Source organism: Lelliottia sp. WB101 (assembly GCF_003051885.1).
Classification (GTDB): domain Bacteria; phylum Pseudomonadota; class Gammaproteobacteria; order Enterobacterales; family Enterobacteriaceae; genus Enterobacter; species Enterobacter nimipressuralis.
The window spans coordinates 3,439,952-3,455,781 of sequence record NZ_CP028520.1 but is presented as its reverse complement, the minus strand read 5'-3'; the positions used below and the strand labels follow the sequence as shown (position 1 = coordinate 3,455,781).

Here is a 15,830-nt window from a genome sequence, read left to right as displayed (position 1 = left end):
AGAGCGCACAAAGCGCCATACCGTTTTCCTGAAGCAAACAATACTTAATCCAGCATGTGAGCAATGTCCCCCATTTCATTGTTATCAAGGAGAAAGTAATGACAACGCAACGCCGCGAGAAAGATTCCATGGGCGCAATCGACGTCCCGGCTGACAAGCTATGGGGCGCGCAAACTCAGCGCTCGCTGGAACATTTCCGCATCTCGACGGAGAAAATGCCCGTTTCGCTGATCCACGCCCTGGCGCTCACCAAACGCGCAGCCGCGAAGGTCAACCAGGATCTGGGTCTGCTGTCCGGCGAAAAAGCCACCGCTATCATCAGCGCCGCAGACGAAGTGCTGGCCGATAAACACCCTGACGAATTCCCCCTTGCCATCTGGCAGACCGGCTCCGGCACGCAAAGCAATATGAACATGAACGAGGTGCTGGCTAACCGCGCGAGCGAACTGCTGGGCGGCGTACGCGGGATGGAGCGCAAAGTACACCCGAACGATGACGTCAATAAAAGCCAAAGTTCTAACGATGTATTCCCGACCGCGATGCACGTGGCGGCGATCATCGGCCTGCGCGAGCATCTCATTCCGCAGCTGAAAGTGCTGACCCAGACCCTGACGGCAAAATCGCAGGCGTTCGCTGACATCGTCAAAATTGGTCGTACCCATCTGCAGGACGCCACGCCGCTGACCCTCGGGCAGGAGATCTCCGGCTGGGTGGCGATGCTGGAGCACAACCTCAAGCATATCGACCATAGCCTGCCGCACCTCTCGGAGCTGGCGCTGGGCGGTACGGCGGTGGGGACGGGGCTGAACACCCATCCGGAATATGCCGTACGCGTGGCGAAAGAGCTGGCCGCGATCACCGGGCAGCCGTTTGTGACCGCGCCGAATAAATTCGAAGCGCTCGGTACCTGCGATGCGCTTGTCCACGCCCACGGTGCGCTGAAAGGGCTGGCGGCCTCGCTGATGAAAATCGCCAACGACGTGCGCTGGCTGGCCTCCGGGCCGCGCTGCGGGATCGGAGAAATCAGTATTCCGGAAAACGAGCCGGGCAGCTCCATCATGCCGGGCAAAGTGAACCCGACTCAGTGCGAAGCCATGACCATGCTCTGCTGTCAGGTGATCGGCAACGACGTTGCGGTGAATCTCGGCGGGGCGTCAGGCAACTTTGAGCTGAACGTCTATCGTCCGATGGTGATCCATAACTTCCTGCAATCGGTGCGCCTGCTGGCGGACGGTATGGAGAGTTTCAACGAGCACTGCGCGACCGGCATCGAGCCGAACCGCGACCGTATCAGCCAGCTACTGAATGAGTCGCTGATGCTGGTCACCGCGCTCAACACGCATATCGGCTACGACAAAGCGGCTGAAATCGCCAAAAAAGCGCACAAAGAGGGGCTGACCCTGAAAGCCTCAGCGCTGGCGCTGGGCTATCTGACGGAGGCCGAGTTTGACACCTGGGTGCGCCCGGAAGAGATGGTAGGCAGCCTGAAGTAATCACTCCGCCACATACAGGTGCAGCCGTGGAATGATCAAGCGCAGCGGCTGCGCCTGAGGTTTATAACGATGCTGAATATTGTCCGCATCATAATTCAGCAGTTCGCCAATGTCTGGCACCATCGCCCCCTGGTCTGCGTCGTACAGGGCAATCAGCGGCGTCGGGCAGGCGTACTGCACCTGCTTTTGTTCTCCCGCATACCAGACGCGTGCAATCGGCTGCACCTTCACCGGACGTTTGATTTTAAGGCGCGCATCGGCAGGCAGCGCGGCAATATTCTCGTACTCCTGCTCTAACCGCTCAATCCACTGTTCGCGTGACCAGGGCGCCATGGTGCGCGGCGATTTCAGGCTCTTCTCCAGCAGCGACAGCACCTCATTGCGGGTGAAATTTTTGATGATATGTTTGTTCGCCCAGCCAAAGCGCAGGGTCGCCGGATGACGCAGCAGCGTCAGCGTGCGGTAGGCATTGAGGGTAATCAGGCCCGGCAACTGGCGATGCACCCACTCAAAGCGCGCGGCAGGGGCGAGACCCGACTCTTCGGTTACGATCTTCTCAAACGCGGCTTTAAGGGAATTAATGTGCACAATCTGGCTTTCAAGCTGTTCTCGCAGGGGCGTGTCGCACTGGAGACAAATTACCCCAGGCAGACGCACGGCGGCTTTACTGCTGCGGTTTTCTGACTGCTGCTGAATAAACAGATGGCGATAATGCGCCAGCGTCAGATCCAACGCCTCCTTGCCGATATGTTGCTTCACCTCAATCACATCCAGCGGATCGTGCTCTGCGCCTTTCACCACGTCCGGCAGGGTGAAAACCCGCGCGGCCAGCAGCCGACAGGTTTTCAGCCGTTCGCTCAGGCTCATCAGTTCGTGTTCTATCTGGTGAAAGGTGGAGTTCAGCCGCTCGAGAAGATCGTAGGTCGCCATAAAACGCTCGCAGTAGTTACAACATACTTATTATATAGCACAGTGCGCCGGGTCAGGCTACGGTGCGGAATGGGTCTGGCAGGGACAAAGTATGCTTATCCATTGGGGGTTAAATATACGAAATTTGTATACTTCCCGACTCTTGCGGCCCATCGGTTGATCCAGAACAGGTAAAAAGTATGATGAAAACCTAAAATCGTCACACGTTTTATCTACCCCTAAATGGTAAGAGGCAATCCTTGTCCAGACCTGGCCGTATTGTCTGCGCGCTGCTGGCGTGCGCGTCGTTCTTCGCACAGGCAGCCGCCCCCGACGAACTGACAACCGCGTGGCCCGTCAATGTAGGACCGCTCAATCCCCATCTTTATACACCCAATCAAATGTTCGCCCAGAGCATGGTCTACGAACCGCTGGTGAAGTATCAGGCCGATGGTTCGGTCATACCCTGGCTTGCGAAAAGCTGGACCCACACGGCGGATGGCAAAACCTGGGTATTTACGCTTCGTGACGGTGTCACGTTTTCCAACGGCGAACCTTTTAACGCGCAGGCCGCCGCCGAGAACTTCCGCGCGGTGCTCGATAACCGCCAGCGCCACGCCTGGCTGGAGCTGGCCCGGCAGATTACGGATGTTAAAGCCCTGAACGACTCTGAGCTGCAAATCACCCTGAAAAGCGCCTATTACCCGTTCTTACAGGAGCTCGCGCTGCCGCGTCCTTTCCGCTTTATCGCCCCGTCGCAGTTTAAAAATAATGAAACGATGAACGGCATTAACGCGCCAATCGGAACCGGACCGTGGGTGCTGAAAGAGTCCAGGCTTAACCAGGTTGACGTGCTGGTGCGCAACGATCGCTACTGGGGTAAAAAGCCCGCCATCCGGCAGATCACCGTGAAGGTGATCCCGGACCCGACGACCCGCGCCGTGGCGTTTGAAACAGGTGATATTGACCTGCTGTATGGTAACGAAGGGCTGCTGCCTCTCGATACCTTCGCCCGCTTCAGCCAAAGCCCACACTACCGCACCCAGCTTTCCCAGCCCGTTGAAACGGTCATGCTGGCGCTGAACTCCTCCAAAGCGCCGACGGACGATCTGGCGGTGCGCGAAGCGCTGAACTATGCGGTGAACAAAAAATCCCTGATCGATAACGCCCTGTACGGCACGCAAAAAGTGGCGGACACGCTGTTCGCACCGTCAGTGCCTTATGCAAACATCGGTCTCAAGCCGCGCGAATACGATCGAAAGCAGGCCACATCGCTGCTGGATCAGTCGGGCTGGAAGGCCGTGAGCGGAAAAGCCATCCGCGAGAAAAATGGTCAGCCGTTGCGGGTAGAACTCGCCTATATCGGCACCGACGCCCTGAGCAAATCGATGGCGGAAATCATTCAGGCCGACATGCGTCAGGTGGGCGTTGATGTGGCGCTGGTGGGGGAAGAGGAGAGCAGTATCTACGCCCGCCAGCGCGACGGTCGATTCGGCATGATTTTCAACCGCACCTGGGGCGCGCCTTACGATCCACATGCCTTTATGAGCTCGATGCGCGTGCCGTCCCACGCCGATTATCAGGCGCAGCGGGGGCTCGCAGATAAGGCCATCATTGATAAAGAGATTGGCGAAGTGCTCTCCACCCGCGATGAACCTCAGCGTCAGGCGTTATACCGCGATATTTTGACCCGACTGCACAACGACGCGGTCTATCTGCCGATTAGCTATGTGTCGATGATGGTGGTGGCGAAGCCTGAACTTGGGGTGATCCCGTTTGCGCCCATCGCCTCTGATATTCCGTTTGAACTTATCCAGCAGGTGAAACCCTGATGTGGCGCTATATATTGCAGCGCATACTGCTGCTGATCCCGATGGTGTTCGCCGCCTCGGTGATTATCTTTCTGATGCTGAGACTCGGCACCGGCGATCCGGCACTGGATTATCTGCGTCTCTCTAATCTGCCGCCCACGCCGGAGATGGTGGCCTCTACCCGCGTGATGCTTGGCCTGGATCAGCCGTTAATCGTGCAGTACGGCACCTGGCTGTGGCGGGCGATGCACCTGGATTTTGGCATATCCTTCGCCACCCAGCGCCCGGTGCTGGACGACGTTATGCACTTTTTGCCCGCAACGCTGCTGCTGGCCGGTGCGGCGCTGGTGCTGATCCTGTTTACCTCCGTACCTCTGGGTATTTGGGCCGCGCGCCATCGCGATCGGCTGCCGGATTTCATCGTCCGGGTGATCTCTTTCCTGGGCGTCTCCATGCCCAACTTCTGGCTGGCGTTTTTGCTGGTGATGTTCTTTTCGGTTTATCTCAAATGGCTCCCGGCGATGGGCTATGGCGACTGGCAGCATCTGATTCTGCCCGCCGTGTCGATTGCCTTTATGTCGCTGGCGATTAACGCCCGGCTGCTGCGCGCCAGCATGCTGGATGTCGCCGGGCAGCGGCACGTCACCTGGGCGCGTCTGCGCGGCCTGAGCCATAAACAGACCGAGCGCCGCCATATTTTGCGCAACGCCTCGCTGCCGATGATCACGGCGGTGGGAATGCACATCGGCGAGCTGATCGGCGGGACGATGATCATCGAGAACATCTTCGCCTGGCCGGGCGTAGGGCGTTACGCCGTCTCGGCGATTTTTAACCGCGACTATCCGGTCATTCAGTGTTTTACGCTGATCATGGTGGTGGTTTTTGTCCTCTGCAATCTGGCGGTGGATGTGCTGAATGCGGCGCTTGACCCGCGCATTCGTCGTCATGAAGGAGCGCACGCGTGAATTTTTACCGTTCTGCACGCTGGCCCGTCCGGCTGGCGATGATGATGATTGCCCTGCTGGCGGCGATTGCCCTCACCAGCCAGTGGTGGCTGCCGTACGATCCGCAGGCGATTGATCTGCCGTCGCGGCTTCTGTCACCCGACAGCCAGCACTGGCTCGGCACCGACCATCTGGGGCGTGATATCTTTTCGCGTCTGCTGGCGGCAACGCGCGTCTCTCTGGGATCGGTGATGGCCTGTCTGCTGCTGGTGCTGATTCTGGGAATGACCATCGGCGGGGCGGCCGGGCTGCTTGGCGGGCGCGTGGATCAGTTCACCATGCGCATCGCAGATATGTTCATGACCTTTCCAACCTCGATTCTGTCGTTCTTTCTCGTGGGCGTGCTGGGGACGGGGCTGACTAACGTCATCATCGCCATCGCGCTTTCCCACTGGGCCTGGTACGCGCGGATGGTGCGCAGCCTGGTGATCGCGCTGCGTCAGCGGGAGTTTGTCCTTGCGTCGCGCCTGTCGGGGGCCGGGCATGTGCGTATTTTTGTCGACCATCTGACGGGGGCGGCGCTGCCGTCACTGCTGGTGCTGGCGACGCTTGATATCGGTCATATGATGCTGCACGTCGCGGGGATGTCATTTCTCGGACTGGGCGTGACGGCCCCGACGCCCGAGTGGGGCGTGATGATCAACGATGCACGTCAGTATATCTGGACGCAGCCGTTGCAGATGTTCTGGCCGGGGCTGGCGCTGTTTATCAGCGTGATGGCGTTTAATCTGGTGGGTGACGCCCTGCGCGATCACCTCGATCCTCATCTGATCACGGAGCATGCCCACTGATGCCAAAGCAGATTGATTTGCAGAATATCGTGCTCGAGGCGGATCGCACGTTAGTTAGTGGCGTCTCGCTGACGCTCAAACGCGGGCGGGTGCTGGCGCTGGTGGGGGGCAGCGGCAGCGGGAAATCCCTGACCTGTGCCGCTGCGCTCGGCGTATTGCCTGCCGGTGTGCGTCAGACGGCAGGGCGAATTCTGGCCGACGGCGAGACGGTGACGCCAGCCTCCCTGCGAGGGATTAAGATTGCGACCATTATGCAAAACCCACGCAGCGCCTTTAATCCGCTGCATACCATGGCTACCCACGCCAGGGAGACCTGTCAGGCGCTGGGTAAAAATTCCGCTGACGCCGCGCTTATCGCCGCATTAAAGGCCGTCGGGCTGGACGAGGCGGAACGCGTGCTGAAGCTCTATCCCTTCGAGATGAGCGGCGGCATGTTGCAACGGATGATGATCGCGATGGCCGTGCTGTGCGATGCGCCGTTTATCATCGCCGACGAACCGACCACCGATCTCGATGCCGTGGCCCAGTCGCGCATTCTGGATCTGCTGGATGACATCATGCACACCCGCGCGCCCGGTATGCTGCTGGTGACGCACGATATGGGCGTCGTGGCGCGCCTCGCGGATGACGTGGCGGTGATGGATAACGGCGTCATCGTTGAGCAGGGCGACGTTGAGACGCTATTTCGCGCGCCACAGCATCCGGTGACGCGCGGGCTGGTGTCGGCACATCTGGCCCTGTATGGCATGGAGTTGACCCAATGACACTGCTTTCCGTATCTGCGCTTTCACATCAATACGCCCGCTCAGAGTGGGTGCTGAACAACGTCGCCATGAGTCTGAAAACCGGAGAAACCGTAGCGCTACTGGGCCGTAGCGGCTGCGGGAAAAGTACGCTTGCGCGCCTGCTGGTAGGACTGGAATCCCCGAGCCAGGGCGACGTTTTCTGGCAGGGCGCGCCGCTTTCACAGCTCAACCGATCCCGGAAAAAAGCGTTTCGCCGCGAAATTCAGATGGTGTTTCAGGATGCCATCAGCGCGGTGAATCCGCGTAAAACGGTGAGTGAAATTCTGCGTGAACCGATGCGCCATCTTTTGTCCCTGTCTAAAGCAGAGCAGATGGCCCGCGCCCGTGATCTGCTGCGGGCGGTTGAGCTGGATGACACGCTACTCACTCAGCGCCCGCCGCAGCTAAGCGGCGGCCAGCTTCAGCGCGTGTGCCTGGCGCGGGCGCTGGCCGTTGAACCAAGGCTGTTGATCCTTGATGAAGCCGTGTCGAATCTCGATCTGGTGCTGCAGGCGAACGTGATTCGCCTGCTCAAAAAACTCCAGCAGCAGTTCGGTACCGCCTGCCTGTTTATCACTCACGATTTACGCCTGGTCGAGCGCTTTTGCGACCGGGTCATGGTGATGGAGGCGGGGAACATCGTGGAGACGCAAACCGTCGGTGCGCGATTAACCTTTGCGTCCGCTGCCGGACAAACACTGCAAAACGCGGTCCTTCCCGCATTTCCCGTGCGCCGTCGCGCCAGACTTTGAGGTTACATCAGATGCAACGTGTCACAATTACGCTTGATGATGATTTGCTGGAGATGCTGGACAGTCTTAGTCAGCGCCGTAGTTACAATAACCGCTCAGAAGCCATCCGTGATATTTTGCGCGGCACGCTGGCGCAGGAAACCACCCAGGAGCATGGCAGGCAGGGATTCGCGGTACTTTCTTACGTGTATGAGCACGAGAAACGCGATCTGGCCCGGCGTCTGGTCTCGACGCAGCACCATCACCACGATCTTTCGGTCGCTACGCTGCATGTCCATGTCAGCCACGAAGATTGCCTGGAGATCGCGGTGTTAAAAGGCGATATGGGAGACATTCAGCATTTCGCCGATGATGTGATTGCCCAGCGCGGCGTGCGGCATGGGCATTTACAGGCCTTACCTGATGAGAAGTAACGCCATCAGGCCGTGACAGGAAGGGCGATGTGATGATAGATCGGCCAGCTAAAGCAGAACTTTGCGCCGCCGAGATCGCTTTCGTCGCAGCTGACGCGCCCGCCCATCGCCTGAGCGATAGAGTGGACAATCGCCAGCCCCAGCCCGCAGCCGCCGGTGGCGCGGTCACGGCTGGGGTCAAGACGCACAAAGGGTTCAAACACCCGTTCACGCTCGGCGGCGGCGATACCAGGGCCATCGTCTTCCACCGCTAAACTGGCCTCGCTGCCGTTCAGATGCAGGCTGATGCGAAGCCTGCTTTCGCTGTAGCGCAGGGCGTTATTCACCAGGTTATCCAGCACGCGCTCCATCAGACGCATATCCAGCGCACCGTAATCACCGGGGCTGTTATCGAGCAGCAATGTGCGCTGCGGATTCACGCTCTGCACATCGTCAATATGGCTACGTATCCATGCCGACAGATCGGGTGAGCTGAGCTTAAGTTCATTCTGCGGGCGATCCAGACGGGCATAGGTGAGCAGCTCTTCGATCAACGCTTCCAGCTGGCCAATATCGCGATTGAGCGCCAGGGATTCCGCTTCCGTCAGGTTTTCGCTCATCTCCAGGCGATAACGCAGACGCACCAACGGCGTGCGCAGTTCGTGGGCGATGCCGTCAATCAGCGCTTTTTTACTGGCGATTAGCGCATTGATGTTATCGGCCATCTGATTAAAGGCCACGCCCAGGCGCTCGAAGCTGGAGGTGCTGTCAAAGTGGATGCGCTCGGTAAAGTGACCGTCGCCAAAACGCTGGGCCGCCGCTTCCAGACGCAACATATCCTGCCAGTGGGGCCGCATCCAGATTAATACCGGAAAGGCCAGCGAGATGGCGATGAACGCCAGCAGCGCGATATCCAGCAGGCGCATCTGATGTAAAAAATAGAGATAAGGAACCGGGCCAACCGCCAGCACGTAATGGCTGCGCGGAATACGCTGAATAAAGGTGTACTGATCGTCTAATGCCACGATATCGCCATCGCGCAGGCGCTGCGTGGTCTGGGGGTCTAAATTGTAGTTCTTGAGCGGCTCGATGCGCATATTAAACGACAGATTCAGATCCAGCTCTTTCAGCGTTCGCGCCCAGTCGTGCGGGGGAATTTCACGTAATTCGCTGCGCATCAGATAGAGCGAGCTTTTCATCAGGTCATCAAGCGACTGCCTGCCTGCGCGTTCGGCGGTGAATTTGTAAACCAGCCCGACCAGCATGGTCATCACCAGAAAACAGACAAACAGCAAAAGATAAAACTGCACAAACAGCTTTTTCATGAAATCACACCATTAACACAATGAGTTAGCGAACTGATTTTACCTTTGGGGCACCAGGGCGGCAGTGTTTTGTTCATCAATGCCCCAGGTAAGTGGCTATGAAAGCAGGGTTTGCTCCGGCTGACAACATGCAAACGCATGGCGTGGCCCAAATACGATGACGCGCAAAATTCGACCAGAATAGTCTATAATTTTTATAGAGTTACTTGAAACTGTCAGGGATGGGCCTCATATTTACCCTATGACACTGTAGATGGACAGAAGAGGTGAAATTATGACTGCTGATGATCTTAAAAGAAAAGCCGAGGAAGAGATTTCTGCACTTATCTCAAAGAAAATCATAGAGCTTCGGAAAAAAACCGGGAAAGAGGTGTCTGGCATAGATTTTACTGAGCGTGAAACAATGACCGGTCTGGAAGGTTACGAGGTAAAGATCAATCTTCTCTGATGACCACGCGACATGACTTTGCTATTCCTCGCTTTTTAGCATGATCACATCACAGCTAATAGTTAAGCTGCTTGCTTTCGGCGGGTGGCTTTTTTTTATCAACGCCCTCCACGCGGGTGAATTTTGAAGGGGCCAGAACCCGCTTGAAGTGCCGCTTCGCATGGCTTATTGAGGTCACCGACCTATACTTAGTCTGCAGTGAATGGCTGCATACCCTACTGGAGTAAGCCGTGAAAAACTATTCTACGCAAGTCAACAAAGACACGCCGAAAAAACCGGATAATACGCCGAAAGACAACGATAAGAGCCCGCAGAAAAGCAAAAAGTAGTGACTCAGGCCGTGCCTGACACACCGTTCGTCGGAGGTTAATGTGACTGAACGTCGAGATTGGGTTGATCCTGTACCGGTAGATGACCCTCTGCCGGGTGATACTGACCCCGTTGACCCCATCATACCTGATGATGTTGATCCACCGCTCAGGTAGCTTGCTACTAACCGCCTACGGGCGGTTTTTTATTTCCGTGGTTTACAGGATGGTTGATAGTCGGTTACAGCGCCATCGCGCATAATCAGGCCATTCATAACATCAGAAAAGGATGTCAAATATGTCAGATAAACATTGGTCGAGGACGGAATATCTTCACCAGACGGTGACGAACCCCAATATTCACATCAAAGGCACGCACAGTTATTACAGCGACTGCTGGGACAAGGGTTTTGAGCTCTCGGTGGTGCGGTATCTGCTCGGCGATGAGGTAAGCAGAAACTGGGAACCGCTCGGCGAACTGGACCAACTCTTCATCGGTAACTTTGTCTGTCTCGGTGCGGAGTGTGTGATTCTGATGGGCGGGAACAGCACTCATCGTCTGGACTGGCTCAGCCTTTATCCGTTTATGGAATCCATCAAAGAGGCCTATCAGCCGCGTGGGGATACGGTGCTGCAGGATGGATGCTGGCTGGGAATGCGGGCCATGATCATGCCTGGCGTCACCATCGGCGAAGGGGCTGTGGTCGCGGCGGGAGCCGTTGTGACCAAGGACGTACCGCCATACGCCGTGGTCGGCGGCAATCCGGCAATAATACTGAAATATCGACTGGCGGAAGAGGATATTGCGCGGCTGCTGGCGCTGAATCTGTATCAGCTTCCGGAAGAGACGCTGATGGAACTGCAGCCGCTGTTGTCGTCCGGGGATATTTCAGCGCTCGAACGGGGTGTGTCGGGTTATCAGGTTTCCCAGGCATGCGGCGCAAACAAATAGCCTTTGTTACGCACGGTTTTGATACGGTACGGCTCGGTGGCGTTATCCAGCAGCTTTTTACGCAGCCGCGAGATGGCGACGTCGACGCTGCGGTCCATACCGTCGTAACTGACGCCGCGCAGGTTTTTCAGCAACGCATCGCGGTCCATAATTTGCCCGGCATGGGTAGCCAGTTCCCATAGCAGGTCAAAATCAGCGGTCGACAGCGCGATATCTACCCCGGAAAGCAGCACCTGGCGGTTAACGGGATCGATCGACAGCGTGCCAAAGCGCATGGCTTTGTGGGGCGTGAGTGCGGCAGAGGCTGTCTGGTTTTCCGTCGCAACGCGCTGGCGCAGATGCAGGCGCAGACGGGCCAGCAGCACCGCTGGCGGCGTGGTTTTGAGAATATAATCGTTCGCGCCCATCTCAAGCGACAGAATATGGTTCATGTCGCTGTCGAGGGAGGTGAGCAGCACTATCGGGCCGTCCCATTGCGCGCGCAGATCGCGGCACACGGTCATCCCGTCTTTGCCGGGCAGCATGATGTCGAGCAGGACCAGGTCCGGTTTCTCGCGCAGCACCACCTCTTCAGCGCGGTCACCACGCGGCTCAACGATAACGTCCATATCGTGTTTTCCCAGATAGGCGGCAATCAGCTGGCCGACTTCGGGTTCGTCCTCAACAAAAACGATCTTATTCATACAACGTCTGTTTTCGTGAAAAAAGCCAACATACACCGCGTAACCTTAACCTTCCATTAATCTTTCTAAATTAACCCGAGTTCCGTTATTCTGACCGGTATTGTTAGTTGATTGTTAAGGGAAAAGAATGGCGCTCTTAATCAAAGCCGCGCTGGGTGCGTTGGTCGTGGTGCTGATTGGCATTTTAGCGAAGACGAAAAATTACTATATCGCCGGGCTGATTCCTTTATTCCCGACCTTTGCACTCATTGCCCACTATATCGTGGCGTCAGAGCGTGGCATTGACGCGCTGCGCACCACCATCGTGTTTGGCATGTGGTCCATCATTCCCTATTTTATCTATCTTCTGTCGCTGTGGTATTTCACGGCCATGATGCGCTTACCCCTGGCGCTGGGCGGGGCGGTGGTGTGCTGGAGCCTCAGCGCCTGGGTGTTGATCTTCTTCTGGAGCCGCTTTCACTAATTCAGCGGGCGGCCGCCATCTACGCCAAAAGAGCGCCCTGTGACGTAGCGGCTGGTCAGCAGATAGTCGATAAGATCGATCACCTCTTTCTCGCCCGGCGCGATTTTCATCAGTGATTTATTGAGCGCTTTTTGGCGGTATTCCGCGTCATCATGATCGTTAAACATAATCAGCGACGGGGCGATAGCATTCACCTTGACCTCTGGCGCGAGCTTGCGGGCGAACGAGCGCGTCATGTTGTCGAGCGCCGCTTTACTCGCCGCATAGGCGATATGTTTGTCGCTTCCGCGCTCCACCACATAGTCGGTGAAATGAATAATATCGCTCGCGGCGTGACCGTGCCCGCACAGCAAATCCTGCAGGGCGTGGTTGAGCAAATAAGGGGCGTGGACGTGGATCTGCATCATCGCCGCGAGGGTTTCGCTCAGCGAGGTTTCCGGGGTTTCCGCCAGCCAGGCACTGGCGTTATGCACGATGGCGCGCAGACCGTCGGTGGTTGATTTTACCTTGTCGGCAAACGCCAAAATGCCGTCGTCGGTGGCAAAATCTGCCTGGATGCAGACGGCACCGGCTTTTCTCAATCCTTCAATAGCGTCGTATTCTGTTCGGTAACTGACGATCACCGGCTGATGCTGGCTAAGAAAATGGTGAGCAAGGGCGAGGCCGATGCGTCGGCCAGCGCCAGTAATCAGAATCGGGCGTTGCGGTACATTTCCCATCGTATTTTCCTTGAGAGTTCAACGATGGGAAAAATCGCGCTTATCCCATCAACATCCACGTTGCCGGTACGGCAGCAACCAGTAACATGCCAATCAACGCCATTTCACGACGCTTGAGCGCGTGACCTAACTGATGCGTGCGGCGAGCGTAGATAAACACCAGCAGGCCCGGCGCATACAGCACCACAGAGAGCAGCAGATGCATGGGGCCTGAGGCATAGAGTAACCATAATCCGTAGAGACAAGCGCCAACACCGACCATGTAATGTGCCGGGCGGCTGGCTATTTTTAACAGATAAGCCCCGACTAAGAAATAGGGTACCAGAATCATCTCGGAGGCAATGGTCAGCAGGGTGTTATAGTCAGAACCTGTGAGCCAGATCAGCACCAGACAGACCTGCACACTGATGTTGGTCAGCCACAGGGACGCCGAGGGTGCGCTGTTTTTGTTCTGACGCGCAAACAGGCGCGGGAAAGCCTTATGCGTCGCGGCCAGGAAGGGCACTTCTGCCGCCATAATGGTCCAGCTCAGGTAAGCGCCGCAGACCGAAACAATCAGCCCAGCCGCAATCACTACGTCGCCCCAGGACCCCATCATTCTGACCATCAGACCCGCCATCGACGGGTTACGCATCTCAGCCAGCTCAGGACGCGCCACCACGCCGATAGAGAGCAGCGTCACCAGCAGATAAACGCTCAGCGCAGCCAGTACCGCCAGCAGCGTGGCACGGCCTACGTCGCGCTTATTACGGGCGCGCGCTGAAACCACCACCGCGCCTTCGACGCCGATAAACACCCACAGGGTGATAAGCATGGTGTTTTTCACCTGCTCCCAGACCGGTACGCCAAGCGCGACACCGCTGAAATCGAGGCTGAAAACATCAAGACGAAACGCGATAAACGCCAGCACGATAAACAGGCCCAGTGGAACCAGCTTAGCCAGCGTCGCCACCAGGTTAATGCTCGCCGCCGTCTGCACGCCGCGCAGCACCAGCCAGTGAACTAACCACAGCAGCACTGACGCTCCGACGATCGATTGCCAGGTATTGCCGTCGCCGAAGAAGCGCAGTTCAGGCGTATCGGTAAAGAAACTGAGGGCCGAGAAGACGATCACCAGATAGGAGACGTTGGCGATCACCGCGCAGAGCCAGTAGCCCCAGGCCGAGCAGAAGCCGATCAGCTCGCCGAACCCTTCGCGGGCGTAGGTGAATATTCCGCCGTCCAGATCCGGGCGGATGCGCGTGAGCAATAACATGGCAAAGGCCAGCAGCAGGATCCCGACGCCGGTGATCCCCCAGCCGATGAGCAACGCCGCGGGGCTGGCGACTTCCGCCATATTCTGCGGCAAACTGAATACGCCTGCACCCAGCATGGAGCTTAAAACGAGCGCAGTTAAAGCGCTCAGGCCAAGTTTCTTTTCCATTGGCTTCCTGTTATGAAAGGTCCAAATCCAGAATAATTATTTCGCACAAGCGCATAAAAATGGTGGATCACACTAAGGCGCGGGATTTTACGGAGTGTCTTGCAGGCATGCAATGATGTGAGGCAGAAATTAGAGAAAAGTTACAAAAAAGGCGGCATTGCGCCGCCTTTTCACACCTGCTGATTTACTTGTACAGGTCTGCGCTGATGGTCACGTTGTTACCACGTTCCTGCCACTGGCGGGTGATGTGGTAATACTTCGCACCTTTCTTCGCTGCACGCTTCGCCACCTGGTAGGAGACTTCGGTCATGTTGCCGTAGTTACCGGTGAATTTGACGCTGTCGAAAGGCACCATCTGCGCGGCAGTGGCCTTGTTCAGCTCTTCAATTTTTGTGCCGTCCGGCAGGGTGACGGTGTAACGGCCGCCCTTAGTGGTCTGAGTTTCAAAGAAACGACCGACGTCAGCACTTGGAGTCGCGGTGGTTGCCACGCCCGGGATTTCCACTTTCTTCGCTTCTTCGCCGCCTTTCGCCAGCGCTGCGCGACCGGCTTCAGAATCCGCCGGGATCACATCCGGGCTTTGCAGAACGCGTTTTTTGGCATCGGCTTTGTACAGGAAAGCGGTAATACGCTGGTTGCCGCCCTGGTTAGCGTCAATCTGGCGCACGATATAGAAAGAGGCAGCCCCTTTCGCCTTCGCGGCTTTGGTGATGGCATCGTTCACTTCAGGCTGGCTGCGGTAGAAGCCCTGGACGGTCACGGTGTCATACGGCTCAAGCGCAATCGCCTGATCCTTTGGCAACTCCATCACGCCATTAATGACGCGGTTTTTCGGCGCATCCGCTTTTTTCGCATCTTGCTTGTAGAGATCGACCACGACGCGCAGGTTGCCGCCGCTACCGTAATCAGATGTATCAACGACATAAAAAGAGGCGGCACCCTCTTTATCAGCGCGAAGTGACGCTGCTCGCACTGCATCGCTAATGGCGTTAAAACGACCGGTAACCGTCACACGATCGTAAGGTTTCAACGCTGCCGCTTGCTCCGGCGTTAACTCTGTCGCGGCGTTAGCGGACAGGGCGATCGCAGAAAGGAGTGCGGACGCCAGGAGAGTGTTCTTAAGCTTCATAAAAATAATCCTTCGCCTTGCGCAAACCAGGTACTGGTGTTGTTGTTAATTTGAATTCGTCGCCGATTATGGCATTTAAAACCCGTCGCTGTCTGCGCGATTTTTCACTCCCTGTGCTCACGACAGGATCAAATTCGATAACATTTACTGATATGTCGAGTAAACAAGCGTTTGAGCAGTAAAACTGATTAAGCATATGACTTTTACAAGTTAATTTAATGTTAATGGGTTGTTCTAATACGGCGCTATATCATGTTTTACCGCTTCGCTTGAGCTATTTATCGGCCCTGGCGATGAAAATAAGGTAAATATCGCTGTCAGAGACCGCGATCACTTATTTTTCACAGATAAAGTCAGAAATAGTGTTTTCTTGCTGTAGATCACAAGCGGTATTTTCAGTAGGTTATAGAAAGTTTGTTACTGTTTTATTTTCCGTGGTTATT

The 15,830-nt window shown here is 56.4% G+C and carries 16 protein-coding genes; 10 read left to right on the top strand and 6 right to left on the bottom strand.

All coding sequences use genetic code 11. From position 1 onward, the window contains the following. Window positions 1-98: 98 nt before the first annotated feature. Entirely contained in the window at window positions 99-1,493 is a 1,395-nt protein-coding gene (fumC, locus tag DAI21_RS16645) for a class II fumarate hydratase (RefSeq protein ID WP_107703683.1), read from the top strand. On the opposite strand, the gene tus is transcribed toward fumC, so the two are convergent. Beyond that, complete coding sequence (gene tus / locus DAI21_RS16640; protein ID WP_107703682.1) at window positions 1,494-2,423, bottom strand: DNA replication terminus site-binding protein; 930 nt, start codon at window positions 2,421-2,423, stop codon at window positions 1,494-1,496. A gap of 239 nt (window positions 2,424-2,662) precedes the next feature. Between tus and nikA the strand changes: the two genes are divergently transcribed. The 6 genes from nikA to nikR are packed head-to-tail and all read left to right on the top strand — an operon-like array spanning window position 2,663 to window position 7,958. Beyond that, window positions 2,663-4,234: a nickel ABC transporter substrate-binding protein gene (gene nikA / locus DAI21_RS16635; protein ID WP_107703681.1), complete on the top strand. Its 1,572-nt coding sequence runs from the start codon at window positions 2,663-2,665 to the stop codon at window positions 4,232-4,234. After that, window positions 4,234-5,178 (top strand): nickel ABC transporter permease subunit NikB, encoded by a 945-nt coding sequence (gene nikB, locus DAI21_RS16630; RefSeq protein WP_107703680.1) that lies wholly within the window; start codon window positions 4,234-4,236, stop codon window positions 5,176-5,178. The genes nikA and nikB overlap by 1 nt, the downstream gene beginning before the upstream one ends. Next, on the top strand, window positions 5,175-6,008 hold the full coding sequence (gene nikC / locus DAI21_RS16625; protein WP_107703679.1) for a nickel ABC transporter permease subunit NikC: 834 nt from the start codon (window positions 5,175-5,177) through the stop codon (window positions 6,006-6,008). The genes nikB and nikC overlap by 4 nt, the downstream gene beginning before the upstream one ends. Then, entirely contained in the window at window positions 6,008-6,772 is a 765-nt protein-coding gene (gene nikD / locus DAI21_RS16620; RefSeq protein WP_107703678.1) for a nickel import ATP-binding protein NikD, read from the top strand. Before nikC ends, nikD begins: the two co-directional genes overlap by 1 nt. Beyond that, entirely contained in the window at window positions 6,769-7,545 is a 777-nt protein-coding gene (gene nikE / locus DAI21_RS16615) for a nickel import ATP-binding protein NikE (RefSeq protein ID WP_107703677.1), read from the top strand. Before nikD ends, nikE begins: the two co-directional genes overlap by 4 nt. 11 nt (window positions 7,546-7,556) lie before the next feature. Further along, window positions 7,557-7,958, top strand: coding sequence for a nickel-responsive transcriptional regulator NikR (gene nikR, locus DAI21_RS16610; protein ID WP_100780361.1), 402 nt, complete (start codon window positions 7,557-7,559; stop codon window positions 7,956-7,958). Window positions 7,959-7,963: 5 nt separating this feature from the next. Here the strand turns inward: nikR and rstB are convergent, their stop codons facing one another. Beyond that, window positions 7,964-9,262, bottom strand: coding sequence for a two-component system sensor histidine kinase RstB (gene rstB, locus DAI21_RS16605; protein WP_107703676.1), 1,299 nt, complete (start codon window positions 9,260-9,262; stop codon window positions 7,964-7,966). Window positions 9,263-9,536: 274 nt separating this feature from the next. On the opposite strand from rstB, the gene DAI21_RS16600 reads away from it, so the two are divergent. Both DAI21_RS16600 and DAI21_RS16595 read left to right on the top strand, forming a co-directional pair. Next, the gene (locus DAI21_RS16600; RefSeq protein WP_100780891.1) at window positions 9,537-9,710 is read left to right on the top strand and encodes a GnsA/GnsB family addiction module toxin; all 174 of its coding nucleotides are present in this window, start codon (window positions 9,537-9,539) and stop codon (window positions 9,708-9,710) included. Between the two features lie 606 nt (window positions 9,711-10,316). After that, window positions 10,317-10,970 carry a CatB-related O-acetyltransferase gene (locus tag DAI21_RS16595; RefSeq protein WP_107703675.1) on the top strand — a complete coding sequence of 218 codons (654 nt, stop codon included), beginning with the start codon at window positions 10,317-10,319 and terminating at the stop codon, window positions 10,968-10,970. Here DAI21_RS16595 and rstA read toward each other — a convergent pair. Then, complete coding sequence (rstA, locus tag DAI21_RS16590; protein WP_100780354.1) at window positions 10,937-11,653, bottom strand: two-component system response regulator RstA; 717 nt, start codon at window positions 11,651-11,653, stop codon at window positions 10,937-10,939. The two genes, DAI21_RS16595 and rstA, sit on opposite strands and share 34 nt — an antisense overlap. 127 nt (window positions 11,654-11,780) lie before the next feature. On the opposite strand from rstA, the gene DAI21_RS16585 reads away from it, so the two are divergent. Then, window positions 11,781-12,116 carry a GlpM family protein gene (locus DAI21_RS16585; protein ID WP_102103591.1) on the top strand — a complete coding sequence of 112 codons (336 nt, stop codon included), beginning with the start codon at window positions 11,781-11,783 and terminating at the stop codon, window positions 12,114-12,116. Here the strand turns inward: DAI21_RS16585 and folM are convergent. The 3 genes from folM to ydgH form a co-directional block, all read right to left on the bottom strand. After that, window positions 12,113-12,835, bottom strand: a complete 723-nt coding sequence (gene folM, locus DAI21_RS16580; RefSeq protein ID WP_107703674.1) for a dihydromonapterin reductase — start codon at window positions 12,833-12,835, stop codon at window positions 12,113-12,115. The two genes, DAI21_RS16585 and folM, sit on opposite strands and share 4 nt — an antisense overlap. A 40-nt stretch (window positions 12,836-12,875) precedes the next feature. Then, entirely contained in the window at window positions 12,876-14,258 is a 1,383-nt protein-coding gene (locus DAI21_RS16575; RefSeq protein WP_100780351.1) for an amino acid permease, read from the bottom strand. A gap of 184 nt (window positions 14,259-14,442) precedes the next feature. Then, the gene (gene ydgH, locus DAI21_RS16565; RefSeq protein ID WP_100780349.1) at window positions 14,443-15,387 is read right to left on the bottom strand and encodes a DUF1471 family protein YdgH; all 945 of its coding nucleotides are present in this window, start codon (window positions 15,385-15,387) and stop codon (window positions 14,443-14,445) included. Between the last annotated feature and the right edge of the window lie 443 nt (window positions 15,388-15,830).

Bases quoted from the DNA above. Each gene is read 5' to 3' on its own strand.
- fumC (WP_107703683.1), top strand. From the start codon at position 99: ATGACAACGCAACGCCGCGAGAAAGATTCCATGGGCGCAATCGACGTC.
- tus (WP_107703682.1), bottom strand. From the start codon at position 2,423: ATGGCGACCTACGATCTTCTCGAGCGGCTGAACTCCACCTTTCACCAG.
- nikB (WP_107703680.1), top strand. From the start codon at position 4,234: ATGTGGCGCTATATATTGCAGCGCATACTGCTGCTGATCCCGATGGTG.
- nikD (WP_107703678.1), top strand. From the start codon at position 6,008: ATGCCAAAGCAGATTGATTTGCAGAATATCGTGCTCGAGGCGGATCGC.
- nikE (WP_107703677.1), top strand. From the start codon at position 6,769: ATGACACTGCTTTCCGTATCTGCGCTTTCACATCAATACGCCCGCTCA.
- nikR (WP_100780361.1), top strand. From the start codon at position 7,557: ATGCAACGTGTCACAATTACGCTTGATGATGATTTGCTGGAGATGCTG.
- rstB (WP_107703676.1), bottom strand. From the start codon at position 9,262: ATGAAAAAGCTGTTTGTGCAGTTTTATCTTTTGCTGTTTGTCTGTTTT.
- DAI21_RS16600 (WP_100780891.1), top strand. From the start codon at position 9,537: ATGACTGCTGATGATCTTAAAAGAAAAGCCGAGGAAGAGATTTCTGCA.
- DAI21_RS16595 (WP_107703675.1), top strand. From the start codon at position 10,317: ATGTCAGATAAACATTGGTCGAGGACGGAATATCTTCACCAGACGGTG.
- rstA (WP_100780354.1), bottom strand. From the start codon at position 11,653: ATGAATAAGATCGTTTTTGTTGAGGACGAACCCGAAGTCGGCCAGCTG.
- DAI21_RS16585 (WP_102103591.1), top strand. From the start codon at position 11,781: ATGGCGCTCTTAATCAAAGCCGCGCTGGGTGCGTTGGTCGTGGTGCTG.
- folM (WP_107703674.1), bottom strand. From the start codon at position 12,835: ATGGGAAATGTACCGCAACGCCCGATTCTGATTACTGGCGCTGGCCGA.
- DAI21_RS16575 (WP_100780351.1), bottom strand. From the start codon at position 14,258: ATGGAAAAGAAACTTGGCCTGAGCGCTTTAACTGCGCTCGTTTTAAGC.
- ydgH (WP_100780349.1), bottom strand. From the start codon at position 15,387: ATGAAGCTTAAGAACACTCTCCTGGCGTCCGCACTCCTTTCTGCGATC.